Source organism: Pseudacidovorax intermedius (assembly GCF_001476815.1).
GTDB lineage: Bacteria > Pseudomonadota > Gammaproteobacteria > Burkholderiales > Burkholderiaceae_C > Xenophilus > Xenophilus intermedius_A.
This window is the reverse complement of sequence record NZ_LDSL01000053.1, coordinates 1-18,850: the sequence shown is the minus strand read 5'-3', so window position 1 is coordinate 18,850 and position 18,850 is coordinate 1. Positions and strand designations below refer to the sequence as shown.

The following is an 18,850-nucleotide window of genomic DNA, read 5'->3' as shown; positions in this document are numbered from 1 at the left end:
GGGCCGGGGTTCCCAAATGTAGCCAATGGCCCGCGCGCGCCGTGTCATCCGGATGGCCGTGTTGGCGGGCCGCGGCCTTCGGCGCGGTGGCGGACGGCCGTGGTGGCGCAGCCCTGCGTCGCGCGCCGAGCCCTGATAATCGCCGGTCCCCGGCCCGCCCTGCGCCGGGCGCCTGCGCCAAGCCCATGAATCCCACCACCTACCAACCGAGTGAAGTCGAGTCCGCCGCCCAGGCCGACTGGACCGCCGCCGACGTCTACCGCGTGACCGAAGTCGCGGGCAAGAAGAAGTACTACGCCTGCTCCATGCTGCCGTATCCCAGCGGCAAGCTGCACATGGGCCACGTGCGCAACTACACCATCAACGACATGCTGGCGCGCTATCTGCGCATGTCGGGCTACAACGTGCTCATGCCCATGGGCTGGGACGCCTTCGGCCTGCCGGCCGAGAACGCGGCGCTCAAGAACGGTGTGCCGCCGGCCAAGTGGACGTACGAGAACATCGCGTACATGAAGGGCCAGCTGCAGGCCATGGGCCTGGCCATCGACTGGAGCCGCGAGGTCGCCACCTGCGATCCCAGCTACTACAGGTGGAACCAGTGGCTGTTCCTCAAGATGCTCGAGAAGGGCATCGCCTACCGCAAGACCCAGGTCGTCAACTGGGACCCGGTGGACCAGACCGTGCTGGCCAACGAGCAGGTGATCGACGGCCGCGGCTGGCGCACCGGCGCGCCGGTGGAAAAGCGCGAGATCCCCGGCTACTACCTCAAGATCACCGACTACGCCGAAGAGCTGCTCGACCACGTGCAGCACAAGCTGCCCGGCTGGCCCGAGCGCGTGCGGCTGATGCAGGAGAACTGGATCGGCAAGAGCAGCGGCGTGCGCTTCGCCTTCACGCACGACATCCGCGGCGCGGACGGCGCCCCGATCCAGGACGGGCGCATGTACGTCTTCACGACGCGCGCCGACACCATCATGGGCGTGACCTTCTGCGCCGTGGCGCCGGAGCATCCGCTGGCCGCGCACGCCGCCGCCAGCAATCCCGAGATCGCTGCCTTCATCGCCGAATGCAAGGCCGGCGGCGTGACCGAGGCCGAGCTCGCCACGCAGGAGAAGAAGGGCGTGCCCACGGGCCTGACCGTGACGCACCCGATCACCGACGAGCAGGTGCCGGTCTGGGTCGGCAACTACGTGCTGATGAGCTACGGCGACGGCGCCGTCATGGGCGTGCCGGCGCACGACGAGCGCGATTTCGCCTTCGCCAACAAGTACGGCATTCCGATCGTGCAGGTGGTGCTGGTGGACGACGAGCCGCACTTCGACTTCCACAAGTGGCAGGACTGGTACGGCGACAAGGAACGCGGCGTCACCATCAATTCCGACAACTTCAGCGGCATGCGCCACCACGAGGCGGTGGACGCCGTGGCCCGCGTGCTGGAAGACAAGGGCCTGGGCGCCAAGAAGACCACCTGGCGCCTGCGCGACTGGGGCATCAGCCGCCAGCGCTACTGGGGCACGCCGATCCCCATCATCCACTGCCCCGACTGCGGCCCGGTGCCGGTGCCCGAGCAGGACCTGCCCGTGGTGCTGCCCACCGACTGCGTGCCCGACGGCAGCGGCAATCCGCTCAACAAGCGCGAGGACTTCCTGGCCTGCAGCTGCCCCACCTGCGGCAAGCCGGCGCGGCGCGAGACGGACACGATGGACACCTTCGTGGACAGCTCGTGGTACTTCATGCGCTACTGCGACCCGCGCAACGACCAGGCCATGGTGGCGGACGGTGCGCAGTACTGGATGCCGATGGACCAGTACATCGGTGGCATCGAGCATGCCATCCTGCACCTGCTGTACGCGCGCTTCTGGACCAAGGTGATGCGCGACCTGGGCCTGGTGACGATCGACGAGCCTTTCACCCGCCTGCTCACGCAGGGCATGGTGCTCAACCACATCTACTTCCAGCGCAACGCCAAGGGCGGCAAGGACTACTTCCCGCCCACCGAGGTCACGCCCACGCTGGACGCCCAGGGCCGCATCACCGGCGGCACCACCGCCGACGGCACGGTGGTCGAGTACGGCGGCGTCGGCAAGATGGGCAAGAGCGAGCGCAACGGCGTCGATCCGCAGGAGCTGATCGAGAAGTACGGCGCCGACACCGCCCGCCTGTACACCATGTTCACTGCCCCGCCCGAGGCCACGCTGGAGTGGAACGACGCGGCGGTGGAGGGCAGCTTCCGCTTCCTGCGCCGGGTGTGGAACTTCGGTCAGGCGCTGGCCGCGATGCCCGCCGCCGCGGCTGACGGCGCCACCTTCGGCAAGGCGGCCAAGGCCCTGCGCCGCGAGGTGCACACCGTGCTGCGCCAGGTGGACTACGACTACCAGCGCATGCAGTACAACACCGTCGTCTCCGGCGCGATGAAGCTGCTCAACGCGCTCGAAGGCTTCAAGGCCGAAGGCGAAGAAGGCGGCGCGGCCGCGCTGCGCGAGGGCTTCGGCATCCTGCTGCGCGTGCTCTATCCCGTCACGCCGCACCTGACGCACCAGCTGTGGAAGCAGCTGGGCTATGCGGCTATGCAGGGCGTGCTGCTCGACGCGCCCTGGCCCGTGGTGGACGAAGGCGCGCTGGCGCAGGACGAGGTCGAACTCATGCTGCAGATCAACGGCAAGCTGCGCGGCGCCGTGGTGGTGCCGGCCGGTGCCGACAAGGCCGAGATCGAGGCCCTGGCCGTGGCCAGCGAGGCCTTCACCAAGCATGCGAACGGCCAGGCCATCAAGCGCGTGATCGTGGTGCCCGGCCGGCTGGTCAACGTGGTGGTGGCATGAGGGCGGGCGCGCGCCTTTCCGGTCGGCGCCCGGGCGCGGCGGCGGGGCCCTCGCGCCGCGGCCTGCTGCTGGGCGCTGGCGTTCTGCCCATGGCGGCCCTGCTGGCCGGCTGCGGCTTCCGGCTGCGGGGCGCGGCGCAGTTCCCTTTCCGCTCCATCGCCGTGACCGGCGTGCCCGGCGTGGCGGCCGAGCTGCGCCGCGCGCTGCGCGGCCAGGGCGACCTGAAGGTGCTGGCCAACACCGACCCGGTGACCGAGGCCGAGGCCGTGTGCGAACTCAGCGACGAGGCGCGCACCAGCGCCATCCTGTCGACCAACTCCACCGGCCAGGCGCGCGACCTGTCGATCTCGCTGCAGATCAGCTACCGCCTGCGCACCAAGGACGGCCGCGAGCTCATCCCCAAGACGCCGCTCAGCCTGTCGCGCGACATCAGCTACAACGAGAACACCGTGCTGGCCAAGGAAGCGGAGCAGAACTTCCTGTACCGCGACATGATGCAGGACATGGCCCAGCAGCTGGTGCGCCGCCTGGCCGCGGCCAAGCCGCCGGCCGCGTCCTGATTCCGCTGCGATGCAACTGGCCGCCGCCCAGCTCGACGCGCACCTGGCCAAGGGCCTGCGCACCCTCTACACCGTGCACGGCGACGAGCCGCTGCTGGTGCAGGAGGCGGCCGATGCCATCCGCGCCGCGGGCCGCGCCGCCGGCTACACCGAGCGCAGCAGCTTCACCGTGGCCGGCGCGCATTTCGACTGGAGCGGCGTGCTGGCCGCCGGCGGCTCGCTCAGCCTCTTCGCCGACCGGCAGCTGATCGAGATCCGCATCCCTTCGGGCAAGCCCGGCAAGGACGGCAGCACCGCCCTGCAGCAGATCGCCGAGAACGCGGCGGCCAGCGACGGCACGCTGACGCTGGTCTTCCTGCCGCGGCTGGACAAGATGACCAAGAGCGGCGCCTGGTTCGGCGCCCTCGACGCCCACGGCGTGACCCTGCAGGTGGAGCCGGTGGAGCGCGGCGCCCTGCCGCAGTGGATCGCGCAGCGCCTGGCGCGCCAGGGCCAGCGCGTGAAGGCCGGCGAGGAGGGCCAGCGCACGCTGCAGTTCTTCGCCGACCGGGTGGAGGGCAACCTGCTCGCCGCCCACCAGGAGATCCAGAAGCTCGCCCTGCTGCACCCGCCAGGCGAGCTGGGCTGGGAGCAGGTCGAGGCCGCCGTCAACAACGTGGCCCGCTACGACGTGTTCAAGCTGTCCGACGCCGTGCTCTCGGGCAACGCGACGCGCGTGGCCCGCATGCTCGGCGGCCTGCAGGCCGAGGGCGAGGCGGCGGTGCTGGTGCACTACACGCTGGCCGAGGACATCCGCGCCCTCAAGCGCGTGCGCGACGCCATGGACGCGGGTCGCCCGCTGCCCATGGCCCTGCGCGAGAACCGCATCTGGGGCCCGCGCGAGCGCGCCTTCGAGCGCGTGCTGCCGCGCCTCACCCCGCGCGCGCTGGCGCGCCTGCTGCGCGCCGCGCACGTCACCGACGGCATCGTCAAGGGCCTCAAGCAGCCCGACTGGCCCGCCGACCCCTGGCAGGCGCTGCAGCGGCTGGGCCTGATGACCGCGAAGCTGTGCGCCTGAGCGCGGCCCCCATCGCCATCGTCGGCGCGATGCACGAGGAACTGGCGGCGCTGCTGGCCGCCATGCCCGACGCGCAGCCCGAGACCGTCGCCGGCCGCCCGTTCTGGCGCGGGCACCTGGAAGGCCGCCCCGTCGTGGCCGTGCTCTCGCGCATCGGCAAGGTGGCGGCCGCGACCACGGCGGCCGTGCTGCTGGACCGCTACGGCGCCCCTGCCGTGCTCTTCACCGGTGTGGCGGGCGGCCTGGGCGCGGGCGTGTCGGTGGGCGACGTGGTGGTGGCGCGCGAGCTGCTGCAGCACGACATGGACGCCTCGCCGCTCTTCCCGCGGCACCAGGTGCCGCTCACCGGCCTGACGCGCTTCGCCGCCGATGCCCCGCTGTCCGAGGCGCTGGCCGGCGCCGCCGCCGAGGTGCTGGCCGACCTGCCGGCCCATCTGCCGCCCGAGGCGCGGGCCGAATTCGCGCTGGCCGGCGCGCGCCTGCACCGCGGCCTGGTCCTGAGCGGCGACCGCTTCGTCGCCACCGCCGCCGAAAGCGCCGCGCTGCGCGCCGAACTGCCCGACGCGCTGGCGGTGGAGATGGAAGGCGCCGCCGTCGCCCAGGTCTGCCACGACTGGGGCGTGCCCTTCGCGGCGGTGCGCACCATCTCCGACCGGGCCGACGATGCCGCCCACACCGACTTCGGCCGCTTCGTGGCGCGGGTGGCGAGCCCCTTCAGCGCGGCCATCGTGCGGCGCTGCCTGACGCGACTCTGACCTCGGCCTGCACTGCGGCCTGCCGGGCCGAAAGGCCACTCTGGAGCGGGTCTTCCGCGTTTGCGCCAGAACGTCACTTGTCCTACAGCCACGAAGGACCGGCGCCACTTGGCCGTGCGGTCCAGGACGATAGGCTGCCCGTGCAGGGCGTGGCCATTTCATCGGTCGTCCATCCCGACCGGCACGGCCGTCCCGCGTGGGGCGCAAATGGCGCACTGCCGGTGCGTCACCCCGCGCCTCCTGCAACCGTCGGTCCTTCACCTTTCTCTTTTTCGTCGTCGTCTTCCCTTCAAGGAACAGGCACCATGTCCAGCCTTTCGTCCTCCTCCCTGTACCGTTCCTGGCTGCGCGCCGCGCGCATGCCGCTGGCCCTGGCCGCCGGTTCGGCCCTGCTGCCGCTGTCGGCCCTGGCCCAGAGCGCCAGCCCCATGGCCACCGACCCGGCCCTCGGCACCACCGTCTCGCCCGCGCTCGACCGCGTGAGCCTGTCCGTCGGCGCCTACTATGCCGAGCCCAAGGTCAGCGCCACGGTGGGCAACAACTTCGCCTCCTTCAACACCGGCGATGTCCGGGCCGACCGCAAGGCGCTGCCGCGCATCGCCGGCGAGTTCCTGATCGGCGACAACCACGGCATCTCCTTCGAAGCCTTCCGCTACAGCCAGAACTATTCGGACTACGGCAGCACCGCCTACACCGCCGGCCCCTTCGGCGTCACGGGCACGGCAGGCCTGAACCTGAATTTCGATCTGGACGTGGCTCGCCTGGGCTATCGCTACTGGTTCGGCTCGGGCAACACCGTGTTCGGCGTCGGCGCCGGCATCGGCTATTACAAGGTCAAGCTCGAGACCAACGCCTTCGCGGCGGCCAGCGCCAACCTGCCCAGCCTGGGCTTCTACAGCAACAACGGCCGCTTCAGCCGCCAGGACAGCGATGACGCCGTGGCGCCCATGCTGGAGATCGGCGTGCGCCATGCCATTTCGCCCGACCTGCGCCTGTTCTTCGACGCCTCCGGCATCCGCAAGGGCGGCAGCAGCGGGGTGCACGGCAGCATCTACAACGCGCAGCTGGGCGCCGAATGGTTCCCGTGGCGCAACGTCGGCGTGTCGCTGGCCTATGCGGTCACCGACGTGGACCTGAAGCGCGACGAGCCCGGCCTGCAGGGTCTGCGCGTGAAGTTCCAGGGCCCGGTGGCGGCGGTCAAGGCGCGCTTCTAAACACAAGCGTCACGAGCGGCCCGCGGGCCGCTCGGCCATTTGGCCGCTTCGGCCATTCGACAGCTCGGCCGCGCGCTCAGGCGGTCGCCGCGACCTTCAGCTCGCGCGCCGCCTCGGCGGCGATCTCGTACGAACGCAGCCGCGCGGCGTGGTCGTAGATGCCGCTCGCGACGATCACTTCCTGCACCCCGGTGCGGTCGATGAAGTCCTGCAGCCCGGCACGCACCGTTTCCTTGGTGCCGATGGCGGCGCAGGAGAGCACGCTGTCCAGCAGCATGTTCTCTGCCGGGCCGATGCGCTCGCGGTAGCCGGCGACCGGCGGCGGCAGGCGGCCCGGCCGGCCGCTGCGCAGGTTGACGAAGGACTGCTGCCAGGAGCTGGCCAGCAGGTGGGCCTGGGCCTCGTCGTCGGCGGCGAAGATGTTGAAGCCGGCCATCGCGTAGGGCTTGGCCAACTGGGCCGAGGGCTTGAAGGTCTCGCGGTAGATGCGCAGCGCCGGCAGCAACTGCTGCGGCGCGAAGTGCGAGGCGAAGGCATAGGGCAGGCCCAGGTGCGCCGCCAGCTGCGCGCCGAAGGTGCTGCTGCCCAGGATCCATACCGGCACCTGCAGCCCGCGGCCCGGCACCGCCAGCACGGGCTGGCGCGGCTCGGGGCTCATGAAATCCATCAACTCCACCACGTCCTGCGGGAACTGGTCCGCATCGCTCGCCAGGTCGCGGCGCAGGGCGCGCGCGGTGCGCTGGTCCGAGCCCGGCGCGCGGCCCAGGCCCAGGTCGATGCGGCCGGGGTAGAGCGACGCCAGCGTGCCGAACTGCTCGGCGATGACCAGCGGCGAATGGTTGGGCAGCATCACGCCGCCGGCGCCGATGCGGATCGACCGTGTGCCGGCGCCGATGTAGGCCAGCAGCGTGGACGTGGCCGCGCTGGCGATGCCGGGCATGCCGTGGTGCTCGGCCAGCCAGTAGCGGCGAAAGCCCAGCGCCTCGCCATGCTGGGCGAGCGAGAGGGAGTGGCGGAAGGACTGTCCCGCATCGCCGTCGTCGCGGATCGGGGACAGGTCGAGGATGGACAGGGGCAGCGGCTGCGGATCGGACATGCGGCCATGATGAACCGATCGCATTGGTCCTGCCGGCGTGGGCTTTTCGCCACGCCCGCGGCCCGGGCGCGCTGCGACAGCTGCTTACAATCGCCTGACTTTGTCGACATAGCAAGCTGTGCGCCCCGCTGGGGGAAAGCGCTGCCAGCCAGCCCTTTCATCCCTGCTCCAGGAGCATCAGCATGCCTGCCTCCCGCCGGTCGCGCTCGGCCGTCCCTTCCTCCCTTCCCGCCCTTCGTCCGCTGGCCCTGGCCGTGTTCGCGCTGGGCGCGCTGCCCGTGTGGGCGCAGACCGGCGCGGCCAGCGAGCCGGCCCCGGCCGTCCGGGCCGACGCCGCCGACGGGGCCGCGGCGCCGCGCCCCGCCCAACGGTCGCTGGACGCCGTCACCGTGGAGGGTGCCCGCGAGAGCGCCACCACGCGCCTGCCGCTCACTGCGCGGGAGACGCCGCAGTCCGTCACCACCGTCAACCGCGAGCAGATCGAGCGCCAGTCGCTCACCAGCATCGACGCGGTGCTGCGCAACGTGAACGGCGTGGCCGTGAGCTTCTACGACACGCAGCGGCCGCTGTACTTCGCGCGCGGCTTCCAGATCACCGACTTCCAGATCGACGGCCTGCCGGCGTACAGCAACAACACCAACCAGGAGTTCGACACCGCGCTGTACGAGCGCATCGACGTCGTGCGCGGCGCCAACGGCATCCTGACCGGCGTGGGCACGCCCTCGGCCACGGTCAACCTGATCCGCAAGCGGCCGCAGCGGCAGTTCGCGGGCTCGGTGTCCCTGTCCGCCGGCTCGTGGGACTTCCGCCGTGCCGAGCTGGACCTCAACGTGCCGCTCAATGCCGACGGCAGCGTGCGCAGCCGCTTCGTCATCGCGCCGCAGAAGAGGGAGTCCTTCCGCGACCGCTATTCGGAAGACAAGACGGCCATGCTGGCCGTGGTGGAGGCCGACGTCGGCAGCAACACCGTCGTCGCGCTCGGCTACCAGCGCCAGAAGAACGACCCCAAGGCGCCGATCTGGGGCACCATCCCGCGCTTCGCGCTGGACGGCGGCAAGATCGACCTGCCCATCTCCACCAGCTTCTCGCCGTCGTGGACGCGCTGGAGCCGCGAGTCCGAGACGGTCTATGCCACGCTGGAGCACCAGTTCAACGACGACTGGAGCCTGCGCGCGAGCGTCGCGCGCACCGAGGGCGAGACCTTCAGCCTGCGCACCTACGGCTACGGCCGCACCACGCTCTCGCCACCTTTCATCAACCGCCTGACCGGCGCCGGCATGACGCTGTACGGCGCGGTGGGCGGCGGCAGCGAGACGCAGAACGCCATCGACACCTACCTGTCGGGCAAGCTGCACATCGGCGGCCGCGCGCACGACGTGGTGCTGGGCATCTCGGACTACCACACGGTGGGCCGCACCGACGGCTACACCTCGCTCTCCGGCTGGCGCTACGACATCCCGAACATCTACACCTGGAACGGCTACGCGCCCCAGCCCTACTACAACAAGACCGGCGCCTGGAGCGAGCAGACCACCGACCAGACCGGCCTGTATGCCTCCGGCCGCTGGCGTCTGACGGATGCGCTGTCGCTGATGACCGGCGTGCGCCTGACGAACTGGGAGCGCTCGACCAGCAACTTCAACACGGCCGGCCGGTACGTCAGCACCACCGGCGTGCAGAAGGTGGACCGCAAGAGCACGCCCTTCGTCGGCCTGATGTACGACGTGACGCCCGATGCCTCGCTCTACGCCAGCTACGGCCGCATCTTCAACCCGCAGAACTACCGCGATGCCAGCAACAACCCGCTGCCGCCGGTGACGGGCAGCAATGCCGAGATCGGCATTAAAGGCAACCTGCTGGATGGGCGCCTGACGGGGAACTTCGCGATCTACGAGACGAAGCAGGACAACTTCGGCGTGCGCGACACCAGCGTGCCGGCGGGCACGCTGCCCGATGGCAGTTCGGCCTACCGCGCGGTGGACGGCACGCGCTCGTATGGCTTCGAGGCCGAGCTGGCCGGTTTCGTCACGCCGCGCTGGCGCGTCAGCGCGGGCCTGACGCGCACGAAGGTGGAGCGCAACGCGAGCGACCTGATCTATGCGAATTTCCCGGAATACCTGCTGCAGCTGTCCACCGACTACCAGCTGAGCGGTGCGCTCGCGCCGCTGTCGGTGGGCGGCGGCCTGCAGTGGCAGACCAAGATCGAGGGCTTCAACATTCCGCACCCGATCCTGGGCACGGTGACGGTGACCGATCCGCCGGTGGCCGTGCTGAACCTGCGGGCGACGTGGAAGTTCAACGAGCGCCTGAGCGCGACCCTGAACATCAACAACGCGACGAACAAGAAGTACTGGGCCAACCTGGATTACGCCAACTATGCGGATCCGCGCAACGTGATGCTGACGTTGCGGGCGAAGTTCTGAGGCTTCGGTGTTTGGTGGGCGTTGAGGTCGTAGGCCCGTGTCTTGCGCTCAACGCCCACCGAGCGGGGCAGTGCACTGGCTGAGCTTTGGGTGCCCTGGGACTTCCTGCGGTTGCGTGACTTTTGCGCGGTGGTCCGGCCCTGGCGCCGGTGAGGTCGCGTCGGTGCGCCACAGGGGCGGTCGGCGCTGCGCGCCGACTTCCCTGCGGTGCTCGGACGGACGGGCCGCGGCAGAACTCGCTACGCGCTGACGCGCTGCGCTCAGACAACTGCCGCGAGTCAGTTCACGAAGCGGGCCTGTCCTTCGGCAGGCCCGCAGCCCGTCCGCCCTGCGCGCCTCGGCGCCCCAGAGGCGCACCGCCGTGCCCTCACCGGCACCAGGGCCTGCGGTGGGGGTGATCGGCGCGCATGTGCGTCGTGCACCTGAGCCCCTCTCCCCTCGCGGGAGAGGGGTTGGGGAGAGGGGGTGGTCAAACCACCACTGCGCTTCTTGGGTGACACCGCGCCCCCTCTCCCCAGCCCTCTCCCGCGAGGGGAGAGGGAGCAATACCGCGCAGGCACGAGCCCGGATGCACAACGCCAGTGCCCCCGCGTCGGCACCGGGCCCAGGGCGCGCGGGCGATTTCGGGGTCGGCGAGGCGCGCAGGATGGACGGGCTGCAGGCCTGCCGAAGGACAGGCCTGCTTCGTGAACTGACTCGCGGCAGTTGTCTGAGCGCAGCGCGTCAGCGCGTAGCGAGTTCTGCCGCGCAGCCCGTCCATCCGAGCACCGCAGCGCAGTCGGCCCGCAGGGCCGACCGACCCCGTATGAGCCCGCGTGCCCTGGGCCCGGTGCCGGCGCGCGCCCCCTGCGCCCATGCCGCCAACCGCCGGGCATGCACAGCGCCAAAAACGCGCCAGCAGCCCCCATCCACGCGAAGGCCCGCACGCAAGGCCCAGCTAGGCACCAGCGTGCAGACAAAGGTCAGCCGTTCAAGCCGCCACCAGCACGATCATCGACCGCGCCGTCACGGTATAGGTCTGTCCCGCCTCGAACGAAGGACCGACCTGGTCCACGGCCGCGTGCGGGTCCACGTCATGCGCCGTGTCCACCGCCAGCGTCCATTGCGTGCCTTCACCATGCTGCGGCAGCTTGAAGTCCAGCGCGTCCTCCCAGGCGTTGAAGACCAGCAACACGCTGCGGTCCAGGCTGCGGCGGGCGATGGCGGTGGCGCGGGCGTGGCCTTCGAGCAGCATGCCGAAGCAGCGTGTGCGGGAATCTTCCCAGTGGGCGGACTCCATTTCGGTGCCGTCGCAGGACAGCCAGGTCACGTCCTTGACCTGCAGCTCCTCGTCGAAGGCGCCCGTCAGGAAGCGGTTGCGCCGCAGCACCGGCAGCGTCTGGCGCAGGTGCGTCAGCCGCTTGAAGAAGGCGATGAGCGAACGGCCCCGGTCGTCGATGCCCTCCCAGTCAAACCAGGAGATCTCGTTGTCCTGGCAGTAGGCGTTGTTGTTGCCCTGCTGCGTGCGGCCGAACTCGTCGCCGGCCAGCACCATGGGCGTGCCCTGCGACAGCAGCAGCGTGGCCAGCATGTTGCGCTGCTGGCGGGCACGCAGCGTGAGCACGGCCTCGTCGTCGGTCGGCCCCTCGGCGCCGCAGTTCCAGCTGCGGTTGTCGGAGTGGCCGTCGCGGTTGCCTTCGCCGTTGGCGTCGTTGTGCTTGTCGTTGTAGCTGGCCCAGTCGGCCAGTGTGAAGCCGTCGTGCGCCGTCAGGAAGTTGACGCTCGCCCAAGGCCGGCGGCCACGCTTGTTGAAGCGGTCGGCGCTCGCGGTGATGCAGCCGGCCAGCGCGGGCACCATGGCCTCGTCGCCCTTCCAGAAGGCGCGCACCGTGTCGCGGAAGCGGTCGTTCCACTCGGCCCAGCCGGGCGGGAAGCCGCCCACCTGGTAGCCGCCTGGGCCGCAGTCCCAGGGCTCGGCGATCAGCTTGACGCTGCTGAGCACCGGGTCCTGACGGCAGCTGTCGAGGAAGCCGTGGCCCTCGTCGAAGCCGTAGGGCTCGCGCGCCAGGATGGTCGCCAGGTCGAAGCGGAAGCCGTCGACGTGCATCTCGGTGACCCAGTAGCGCAGGCTGTCCGTCACCATCTGCAGCACGCGCGGATGGCTCAGGTTGAGCGTGTTGCCGGTGCCGGTGTCGTTGATGTAGTAGCGCGGGCCGGGGCCGCCGTCGCCGCCGGGCATCAGCCGGTAGTAGCTGGCGTTGTCGATGCCCTTGAAGCTCAGCGTCGGGCCCAGTTCGTTGCCTTCGGGCGTGTGGTTGTAGACCACGTCCATGATCACTTCCAGGCCCTGGCCGTGCAGCAGGTCGACCATGCCCTTGAATTCGTCGATGGACGGCTCGCTCAGGTAGCGCGGCTCCAGCGCGAAGAAGCCGATGGTGTCGTAGCCCCAGTAGTTGCGCAGGTCCTTCTCCTCGAGGAAGGACTGGGTGAGGAAGCGCTGCACCGGCAGCAGTTCCACGCTGGTCACGCCCAGCTCGCGCATGTGGCGCATCACCTCGTCGTTGGCCAAGCCGGCGAAGGTGCCGCGCAGGTGCTCGGGCACGGCCGGGTGGCGCATGGTGTGGCCGCGCACGTGGGTCTCGTAGACGATGGTGCGTTCCCACGGCACGCGCGGCGCGCGCGGCTGCTTCCATTCGAAGCGCGAGTCGACCACCACGCACTTGGGCACGAAGGGCGCGCTGTCGCGCTCGTCGAAGCTCAGGTCGCCGTCCTCGTGGCCGACGGTGTAGCCGAAGATCTCGGGCGCCCACTTGAGCTCGCCCATGTGCGCCTTGGCGTAAGGGTCGAGCAGCAGCTTGTTGGGGTTGAAGCGATGGCCGTTCTCGGGCTCGTAAGGGCCGTGCACGCGCAGGCCGTAGCGGGCGCCGGGGGCCAGGCCGGGCACGAAGCCGTGCCAGACCTCGTCGGTGTACTCGGGCAGGGTGACGCGGCCGGTTTCGTTCTGCCCGGCCTCGTCGTAGATGCAGACCTCCACGCGGGTGGCGTGGGCGGAGAAGACGGCGAAATTGACGCCGTCGCCGGTGAACGTGGCGCCCAGGGGATGGGGCAGGCCTTCCCGGACTTCGAGGGACATGGTGGGGGCTCCTTCAAGAATTGCGGCTGAGCCCGGGCGGTTTGCCCCCACAGGGGAAGGGCCGGCGACCGCCGGCCTGGTGCGCTCCTGGGCAAGGCCAGCAAGTTAGCTGCGGTGCAGCATGTCGCCTGTAGGACGCCACAAGCAGGCACGGCCGGCACAATGGCTGCTGCCGCCCGGCCGACGGAGCGTGCGCAGGAGACACCCGATGCCCCAGACCCCCCATCCCGCCGCCGTGCCCATCGAAGCCGCCGCCAGCGTGCTGCTGCTGCGCGACGGGCCCGGGGGGCTGGAGGTCTTCATGGTGCAGCGGCACGACCGCTCCTCCGTGCTCGGCGGGGCCTGGGTGTTTCCAGGCGGCAAGGTGGACCTGGCCGATGCGCATCCCGAAGTGGCCCCCGATGCCGACCCGGCCGCCCTGGCGCTGCGCCTGGCCGAGCCCGACCTGCCGCAGTCGGTGGCCCTGGCGCTGCACGTGGCGGCCCTGCGCGAGGTGTTCGAAGAATGCGGCGTGCTGTTCGCGCACGGCGCCAGCGGCGCCACGCCCGGGGCCTGGGTGGCGCGGGTGCATGCGCTGTGCGACGAAGGCCGGCGGCTGGACGCGGCCATGGTCGAGGCGGGGCTGGAGCCGCAGTTGCTGGCGCTGCATCCGTTCTCGCGCTGGATCACGCCGGAGCGCTCGGTGTCCTTCCAGGGCCGGCGCTTCGACACCCGCTTCTTCATCGCCGCCCTGCCCCAGGGCCAGACCGCCGCGCACGACGACCACGAGGCCGTGGCCAGCGCCTGGCTGGCGCCGCGCGAGGCGCTGCAGCAGTACTGGGACGGCCGCATCGCCCTGGCGCCGCCGCAGATCATGAGCCTGGTGCATCTGGCGCATGCGAGTGCTCAGGGCGACCTGGCGGGCCTCATGGAAGCCACCCGCGAGCGCGGCCCCTACTGCGTGCGGCCGCATGTGATGGACATGCCCGACGGCGGCAAGGCCATGGCCTATCCGGGGGACCCGGCGCATGAGGTGCCCGAGCGCGCCATGCCCGGGCCGCTTCGGCTGTTCGTCAGGGGGCCGGGGCGCTTCGAGCCCGAGGGTGGGTTCGACGGCTTCTGGGCCTGAGAAGGCGCGTTTGGGGCCACTGAGCGGCGCGAGCGGTGCCGCATCGCCCAGCACGCCGGCCGGCGCGCGTCCTCAGATGTACGTCGAGGCCAGGCCCCCGTCCACCGGCAGGTTGATGCCGCTCACCCAGCGTGCCGCATCGCTGCACAGGAAGGCCACCACCGGCGCCACCTCGTCGCTGAAGGCGGGTCGCTTCATGCGGTGGGCGTCCTTCTGCACCCGTTCCTCGCCCAGCATCTGCACGAAGTCGCCCAGGATCGGCGTCATCACCGGGCCGGGGGCGACGCAATTCATGCGGATGCCGCGCGCCAGAAAGGTCTTCTGCGACTGGGTGTAGGTCCACACGATCAGCGCTTCCTTGAAGTACTGGTAGCAGCGCTCCTGCGACACCGCGTGTGCGGCCAGCCAGGCCTGGCCGGCCGCGAAGCCGGCGGTCTCGGCCAGGGCACGGTGGGCCTCGAGCCGCTGCGGCCATTCGGCGCCCAGGATGGAGGCGATGTTCACCACGCTGCCGCCCTCGGGCATGCGCGGCAGCAGGGCCTCGGTCAGGTGGCGCAGGCCCAGGTAGTTGACCCGGGCCACCAGGTCGACCGGCGCCGTGCCCGGCACACCGGCGATGTTGCACAGCGCGTCCACCTGCGCCGGCAGCTGTGCCACGGCGGCGTCGATGGCCTCGGGCGTGGAGAGGTCGGCCTGCACGAAGCCGTCCAGCGTAAGGGCTGGCACATGCCGGTCGATGCCGATCACGCGGCCGCCCTGCAGGCGCACCAGCTTGGCGGTGTCGCTGCCGATGCCGGAGCTGACGCCGGTGACGACGAAGGTCTTGCCGTGGAAGTTCATGGTTCGGGTCTCCAGGGTTCTCGAAGTGCCGTGGCGCTCAGAAGGGAAAGGCTGGGGGCGCGGCCTTGACCGTCACCCACTGCCAGCGCGTGTATTCGTCGATGTCCGCCGGACCGCCCACGGCGCTGCCGTTGCCGCCCAGGCCCGGCCCGCCGAAGGGGTTGGTGCACTCGTCGTTCACCGTCTGGTCGTTGATGTGCAGCATGCCGGCGTTGAGTCGCTCGCCCAGGGCCAGGGCGCGCGCCACGTCGCGGCCGATCACCGCCGCAGCCAGGCCGCCTTCGCTGCGGTTGGCCAGCGCCACCGCCTCGTCGTCGCTGCCGAAGGTCACCAGGTTCACCAGCGGCCCGAAGGGCTCCTCGTCGAAGCTGCGCATGCCCGGCCGCACGCCCGACAGCACCGTGGGCCGGTAGCACAGGCCCTCGTGCGTGCCGCCGGCTTCCAGCGTGGCGCCCTGGCGCACCGTGTCCTGCACGATGGCGTCGAAGCGGGCCAGCTGCTTGGCGTCGATCATCGGGCCCAGCGCCACCTGGCCGCTGGCGCCATCGCCCACGGGCAGATGCTGCGCCTTGGCCACCAGGCGCGCCTGCAGGGCCGCGGCGATGGATTCGTGCACCAGCACCCGGTTGCTGGCCATGCAGATCTGCCCCTGGTGGAACCAGGCGCCGAAGGCCACGGCGCTTGCCGCCGCATCCAGGTCGGCATCGTCCAGCACCACCAGGTTGTTGGCGCCGCCGAGCTCCAGCGACACCTTCTTCAGGTGGCGACCGGCCAACTCGCCGATACGCCGGCCCACGGCGGGCGAGCCGGTGAAGGCGATCATCGGCACCCGGGCGTCGGTCACCAGTGCCTCGCCGGCCACGCCGTCGCCGGGCAGCACCTGCAGCAGGCCGGGGGGCAGACCGGCCTCCTCGAACACGCGGGCCATCAGGTAGCCGCCCGCCGCGGGCGTGCGCGGATCGGGCTTGAGCACCACGGCATTGCCAAGCGCCAGCGCGGCGGCCACCGAGCGCAGGCCCAGGATCAGCGGGAAGTTGAAGGGCGAGATCACGCCCACCACGCCATGCGGCACCCGCCGTGCCAGCGACAGGCGGCCGGGCGTGCTGGGCAGCACCTGCCCCTGGGCCTGCATCGGCAGGCCGGCGGCGATGCGGCACAGCACGATGGCCTCGCGCACCTCGTGCTGGCCCTTGGGCAGGATGGCGCCCGTCTCGCGCGCCACGGCCAGCGCCAGTTCGTCGAAGTGCTGCTCGAAGGCCTGCGCCGCCGCCAGGAGGATGGCGGCGCGCTCGCGGGCGCCGGTGGCGGCCCAGGCGGGCTGCGCGGCCTGGGCGCGGCCGATGGCGGCCTGCATGTCGGCGACGCTGGCCAGGCCGGTCCGCCACAGGGGGCGGCCGGTGGCGGGTTCGATGACGTCCTGGCTCGACGCCAGCGGCGTGGACCAGCCGCCGTCGAAGGCCTGGCCGTCCCAGCAGCTCGGGCGGGCCCAGGCGAGGTGGGCATGTTCGGAAGAACCCATGGATGTGTCTCCTTGAAGGACAGGAAGAAGCGGGACGAACGGCCCCGCGGCACCGGCCATGGCGCAACGCGCGTACCAGCGCGGCGAAAGACACCCTCGCATTCCCCGCTGGCGTCCTCCCGCCATCGAGGGAAGAATCAGGACTTTCCCTGAGCTCCCGTTGCGGGCTCGTGCAGCCTTGCGGACGCGGCACGAAGCTATGCTGGCATTCATTCCTGAATGTTCCCGATGAATGAGGGCAAACAAAAACGCACGCCGGCGCCAGCCCGCATTTCCCTGGCGGCGCTGAACCAGGCCGGTTCGGGCACGGCCGGCGGTCCTGGCTGGCGCATCGATCTGCGCGAGGTGGACGCGGCCAGCCATCCCACCGTGGCCGACCTGAGCGAGTGCCTCTTCTTCTCTCCCGGCGACGGCCGCATCTGGCTGCAGGACCAGCGCATGGTGCTGATGCACGCGCAGGCGCTGGGCTCGCTGCGGCGCGAGTTGATCGAGACCATCGGCCTGGATGCCGCACGCGGCGTGCTCACCCGCACCGGCTACCTCTCCGGCGTGCGCGACGCGGAGCTCGTGCGCCGCCAATGGCCCGACGCCGATCCGGGCGTCGCTGCGGTCGCCGGCACCCGGCTGCATGCGCTGGAGGGCATGGTCAAGGTCGAAGTGGTGCATGTGCGCTACGACGCCGACACCGGCCGCTACGACGGCGAATTCCTGTGGCACAACGCCAGCGAGGACGACGAACACATCGCCGCCTACGGCATCACCGGCGCACCGGCGTGCTGGATGCAGACCGGCTATGCGACCGGCTATGTCAGCACGCTGTTCGGACGCCTGGTCCTCTTCCGCGAGGTGGGCTGCCGCTCGGCGGGCGATGCGCAATGCCGCGTCGTCGGTCGCTCGGTCGAGCACTGGGCCGAGGACGTGCAGGACGATCTGCGCTACCTGCAACTGGGTGGCACACAGGCGGGGGCCGGCGCGGCGGGCCCTGTGGCGGATCCCTTCGTGCCCGAGGCGGCTGCCCCGCGCGCTGCTGCGCTGGAGGAGGGCGCCAGCGCCACGGGGAGCCAGCCGGCTGGCCCGGCGCAGGGCGCGCAGCCGTCCTCCACCGCGGCCGAAGCCCCCGTGGGGGCTGCGGGGGCCGAGTCCGCCCTCGTGGGCGCCTCATCCGCCTTCAACGCGGCCATCCACATGGTGCGGCGCGTGGCGCCGACGCAGGCCACCGTGCTCTTCACCGGTGAGTCGGGCGTAGGCAAGGAGATGTTCGCCCGCGCCCTGCATCGGGCCAGCCCGCGTGCCGGGCGGTCCTACGTGGCCGTCAACTGCGCGGCGCTGCCCGAGACGCTGATCGAGGCCGAACTCTTCGGCGTCGAGCGCGGCGCCTACACCGGCGCTGGCGCCTCGCGCCCGGGCCGCTTCGAGCGGGCCGACAGGGGCACGCTTTTCCTCGACGAGATCGGCACCCTGAGCCCGACCGCGCAGGGCAAGCTGCTGCGCGCGCTGCAGGAGGGTGAGATCGAGCGCGTGGGAGGCACCCGCACGCTGGCGCTGGATGTGCGTGTGGTCGCGGCCACCAATGTGGACCTGCGCGAGGCCGTGCGCGCGGGCCAGTTCCGCGCCGACCTGTTCTACCGCCTCAATGTCTTTCCCATCCACCTGCCACCCCTGCGCCAGCGGCGCGACGACATCCCGTTGCTGATGCAGCACTTCCTGGCGCACTACCGCGAGCGCCATCGGCGCGATGTGCCTGGCTTCACCCAGCGTGCGGTGAAGGCGCTGTTCAACTACGGCTGGCCCGGCAACATCCGCGAACTGCAGAACCTGATCGAGCGGGCGGTCATCATGGTCAACGACGGCGAGCCGGTGGACGTGCACCACCTCTTCCGTGGGGGCGAGACGCTGGCGGACGGTGTGCTGTCGCTGGCCGCGGGCGACGCGCCGTCCGGTTCGCGGCTGACCGGCGGCTGGCCGACCCCCTCCGCGCCGGCCGAGCCCGGAGGCACGCTGCCCCAGGCAGAGGCCGCACTGATGGCCGACGCGCTGCGCCGCACCGGGGGCAACGCGGCGGCCGCGGCGCGGCTGCTGGGCATCACGCGGGCGACGCTGTTGTACCGCGCGAGCCGGCACGGCCTGGCCGTGGGGCGCGCCGCTCGCTGAGCCATCGCGCCCGGGTGCATGGCGCGCGCGGCGCCATGCGCAGGGCAAAACAAAAAGCCCGCGTCCTTGCGATACGCGGGCTTGGTGTGCTGCCGGCCGGGGGCGGGCCGGCAGGGGGATGACTCAGAACGGGATGTCGTCGTCCATGTCGTCGAAGCCCGTGGGCGCGCGCGAGGGCGCGCCCACGGGCTTCGAC

At 71.1% G+C, this 18,850-nt stretch carries 12 protein-coding genes; 8 read left to right on the top strand and 4 right to left on the bottom strand.

Going from position 1 to position 18,850, the window contains the following annotated elements:
• Nucleotides 1–185: 185 nt before the first annotated feature.
• The 5 genes from leuS to NS331_RS09020 all read left to right on the top strand — a co-directional run bounded on the left by leuS (nucleotide 186) and on the right by NS331_RS09020 (nucleotide 6,405).
• A complete protein-coding gene (leuS, locus tag NS331_RS09040; protein WP_058641677.1) occupies nucleotides 186–2,819 on the top strand; it encodes a leucine--tRNA ligase in 2,634 nt (877 codons plus the stop codon).
• A gap of 89 nt (nucleotides 2,820–2,908) precedes the next feature.
• The gene (locus NS331_RS09035) at nucleotides 2,909–3,379 is read left to right on the top strand and encodes an LPS-assembly lipoprotein LptE (RefSeq protein ID WP_058641676.1); all 471 of its coding nucleotides are present in this window, start codon (nucleotides 2,909–2,911) and stop codon (nucleotides 3,377–3,379) included.
• A gap of 10 nt (nucleotides 3,380–3,389) precedes the next feature.
• Nucleotides 3,390–4,436: a DNA polymerase III subunit delta gene (gene holA / locus NS331_RS09030; protein WP_058641675.1), complete on the top strand. Its 1,047-nt coding sequence runs from the start codon at nucleotides 3,390–3,392 to the stop codon at nucleotides 4,434–4,436.
• Nucleotides 4,427–5,191, top strand: a complete 765-nt coding sequence (locus NS331_RS09025) for a 5'-methylthioadenosine/adenosylhomocysteine nucleosidase (RefSeq protein ID WP_082702349.1) — start codon at nucleotides 4,427–4,429, stop codon at nucleotides 5,189–5,191. The genes holA and NS331_RS09025 overlap by 10 nt, the downstream gene beginning before the upstream one ends.
• 305 nt (nucleotides 5,192–5,496) lie before the next feature.
• On the top strand, nucleotides 5,497–6,405 hold the full coding sequence (locus NS331_RS09020; RefSeq protein ID WP_058641674.1) for a hypothetical protein: 909 nt from the start codon (nucleotides 5,497–5,499) through the stop codon (nucleotides 6,403–6,405).
• A gap of 76 nt (nucleotides 6,406–6,481) precedes the next feature.
• Here the strand turns inward: NS331_RS09020 and NS331_RS09015 are convergent, their stop codons facing one another.
• Complete coding sequence (locus NS331_RS09015) at nucleotides 6,482–7,501, bottom strand: LLM class flavin-dependent oxidoreductase (RefSeq protein ID WP_058641673.1); 1,020 nt, start codon at nucleotides 7,499–7,501, stop codon at nucleotides 6,482–6,484.
• A 182-nt stretch (nucleotides 7,502–7,683) separates the two neighbouring features.
• Between NS331_RS09015 and NS331_RS09010 the strand changes: the two genes are divergently transcribed.
• Complete coding sequence (locus tag NS331_RS09010; protein ID WP_058641672.1) at nucleotides 7,684–9,924, top strand: TonB-dependent siderophore receptor; 2,241 nt, start codon at nucleotides 7,684–7,686, stop codon at nucleotides 9,922–9,924.
• 970 nt (nucleotides 9,925–10,894) lie between these two features.
• On the opposite strand, the gene glgX is transcribed toward NS331_RS09010, so the two are convergent.
• Nucleotides 10,895–13,036, bottom strand: coding sequence for a glycogen debranching protein GlgX (gene glgX / locus NS331_RS09005; protein WP_058641671.1), 2,142 nt, complete (start codon nucleotides 13,034–13,036; stop codon nucleotides 10,895–10,897).
• 208 nt (nucleotides 13,037–13,244) lie between these two features.
• Between glgX and NS331_RS09000 the strand changes: the two genes are divergently transcribed.
• A complete protein-coding gene (locus tag NS331_RS09000; RefSeq protein ID WP_058641670.1) occupies nucleotides 13,245–14,144 on the top strand; it encodes an NUDIX hydrolase in 900 nt (299 codons plus the stop codon).
• A gap of 72 nt (nucleotides 14,145–14,216) precedes the next feature.
• On the opposite strand, the gene NS331_RS08995 is transcribed toward NS331_RS09000, so the two are convergent.
• Together NS331_RS08995 and NS331_RS08990 are read right to left on the bottom strand one after the other, a co-directional pair.
• Complete coding sequence (locus tag NS331_RS08995) at nucleotides 14,217–14,984, bottom strand: coniferyl-alcohol dehydrogenase (protein WP_058641669.1); 768 nt, start codon at nucleotides 14,982–14,984, stop codon at nucleotides 14,217–14,219.
• Between the two features lie 37 nt (nucleotides 14,985–15,021).
• The gene (locus NS331_RS08990) at nucleotides 15,022–16,503 is read right to left on the bottom strand and encodes an aldehyde dehydrogenase family protein (RefSeq protein WP_058641668.1); all 1,482 of its coding nucleotides are present in this window, start codon (nucleotides 16,501–16,503) and stop codon (nucleotides 15,022–15,024) included.
• A 228-nt stretch (nucleotides 16,504–16,731) separates the two neighbouring features.
• Here NS331_RS08990 and NS331_RS08985 point away from each other — a divergent pair, with 228 nt between their 5' ends.
• On the top strand, nucleotides 16,732–18,654 hold the full coding sequence (locus tag NS331_RS08985; protein ID WP_058641667.1) for a sigma-54-dependent Fis family transcriptional regulator: 1,923 nt from the start codon (nucleotides 16,732–16,734) through the stop codon (nucleotides 18,652–18,654).
• Nucleotides 18,655–18,850 lie beyond the last annotated feature (196 nt).

Bases quoted from the DNA above. Each gene is read 5' to 3' on its own strand.
- NS331_RS08985 (WP_058641667.1), top strand. From the start codon at position 16,732: ATGAATGAGGGCAAACAAAAACGCACGCCGGCGCCAGCCCGCATTTCC.
- NS331_RS09035 (WP_058641676.1), top strand. From the start codon at position 2,909: ATGGCGGCCCTGCTGGCCGGCTGCGGCTTCCGGCTGCGGGGCGCGGCG.
- NS331_RS09020 (WP_058641674.1), top strand. From the start codon at position 5,497: ATGTCCAGCCTTTCGTCCTCCTCCCTGTACCGTTCCTGGCTGCGCGCC.
- NS331_RS09015 (WP_058641673.1), bottom strand. From the start codon at position 7,501: ATGTCCGATCCGCAGCCGCTGCCCCTGTCCATCCTCGACCTGTCCCCG.
- leuS (WP_058641677.1), top strand. From the start codon at position 186: ATGAATCCCACCACCTACCAACCGAGTGAAGTCGAGTCCGCCGCCCAG.
- glgX (WP_058641671.1), bottom strand. From the start codon at position 13,036: ATGTCCCTCGAAGTCCGGGAAGGCCTGCCCCATCCCCTGGGCGCCACG.
- NS331_RS09010 (WP_058641672.1), top strand. From the start codon at position 7,684: ATGCCTGCCTCCCGCCGGTCGCGCTCGGCCGTCCCTTCCTCCCTTCCC.
- NS331_RS08990 (WP_058641668.1), bottom strand. From the start codon at position 16,503: ATGGGTTCTTCCGAACATGCCCACCTCGCCTGGGCCCGCCCGAGCTGC.
- holA (WP_058641675.1), top strand. From the start codon at position 3,390: ATGCAACTGGCCGCCGCCCAGCTCGACGCGCACCTGGCCAAGGGCCTG.
- NS331_RS08995 (WP_058641669.1), bottom strand. From the start codon at position 14,984: ATGAACTTCCACGGCAAGACCTTCGTCGTCACCGGCGTCAGCTCCGGC.
- NS331_RS09000 (WP_058641670.1), top strand. From the start codon at position 13,245: ATGCCCCAGACCCCCCATCCCGCCGCCGTGCCCATCGAAGCCGCCGCC.